Consider the following 1,377-nt stretch of genomic DNA (forward strand, 5'->3'; position numbering starts at 1 on the left):
CCTCCTCGGCGCGGCCATTAGCCTTGCCCTCATCGCTTCGGCCTCGGCCGGCACCGATTGCGTGCTGGGCAGCAAGACCGCTCCCGCCGAACTGATCACGGCGTGCAGCGCCATCATCGACCAGACCTCGAATTCATCGTCCGACCGCGCCGCCGCGCTGCTGGTGCGCGCCGACGCCAACGCGCGAACCTCGGGCGGCCTCACGCAGGCGCTGCGGGATATCGACCGCGCCATCGCGCTGGACGGCAAGAATGCAAAGGCATGGCGCCTGCGCGGCGACCTCTTGCGCGAGGCCGGCGGCGACCTCAATCGCGCCGCGGCCGATCTGACCAAGGCGATCGAGCTCGATCCGCAGGATGCGGAGTCTTACGAGCGGCGCGGCGTCGTCTACACCAATCAGCGCCGGCTCGACCGCGCGCTCGCCGATTACGACCAGGCGATCAAGCTGAAGCCGGATGACGCGCAGGCCTGGTCCGACCGCGGCGTGACCTATTATCTCGGCGGCGACAACGAGAAGGCGATCCGCGATCTCAGCGAGGCGCTGCGGCTCGATCCGAACCGGCCGCGCACCTACACCAATCGCGGCGCGGCCTACAAGAAGCTCGGCCAGCTCGACAAGTCGGTCGCCGACAACGGCGAGGCGATCAGGCTCGACCCGAAGGTGCCGGAATATTACGACAATCGCGGCCTGTCGCTGGCCGCGATGGGCGAATACGACAAGGCAATCGCCGACTACGACCAGGCGCTGCGGCTGGCGCCGAAGCCGAACTTCTTCACCAACCGAGGCGATTCCTATCAGTTCAAGGGCGAGCTCGGAGCGGCGTTGAGCGACTACGAGGCTGCGCTGAAGCTCGAGCCGAATTTCGCGCAGACCTACAACAACCGCGCCGTGCTCTACAAGAAGATGGGCGAGCGCAGGAAGGCGCTGGCCGATTACGAGACCGCGCTGAAGCTCGACCCCGGCAACGACAACGCGGCCAGCGGCCGCCGCAGCATGATCGCGGAGATCGCGAAGTTCGGCGATGAGCCGCGGCGTCCGCTCGCGGCGAATTCCGGCAACGGTCCCTCGTTCGATTGCGCGACCGCAAAGCGCGAGGTCGAGAAGGTGATCTGCGCCGATCCGCAGCTCGGCGTGCTCGACCGCCAGATCGCCGAGACCTATGAGCGCGTGCTGAAATCCGCGAGCAAGCGTTCGGCCGGCGATCTGCGCCGTACCCAGCGCGATTTCCTCGCCGCCCGTGATGCCAGCTTCCGCCGTCCGGGCTACGATCTGAAGAAGATCATGCAGGATCGGTTGCAGCGGCTGAATGCGATTGAGAGCTGAGAAGCCTCTACGCGCACACTGCGTTCCCTCCCCCTTGCGGGGGAGGGTTAGGG

The 1,377-nt window shown here is 66.7% G+C and carries 1 protein-coding gene; it reads left to right on the forward strand.

Annotated elements, in window-relative coordinates:
• A partial coding sequence (locus AC1D00_RS41165) for a tetratricopeptide repeat protein (protein WP_477014652.1) occupies window positions 1-1,324 on the forward strand: 1,324 nt, incomplete at its 5' end.
• Window positions 1,325-1,377: the final 53 nt, after the last annotated feature.

Source organism: Bradyrhizobium sp. P2_E8, assembly GCF_056403875.1.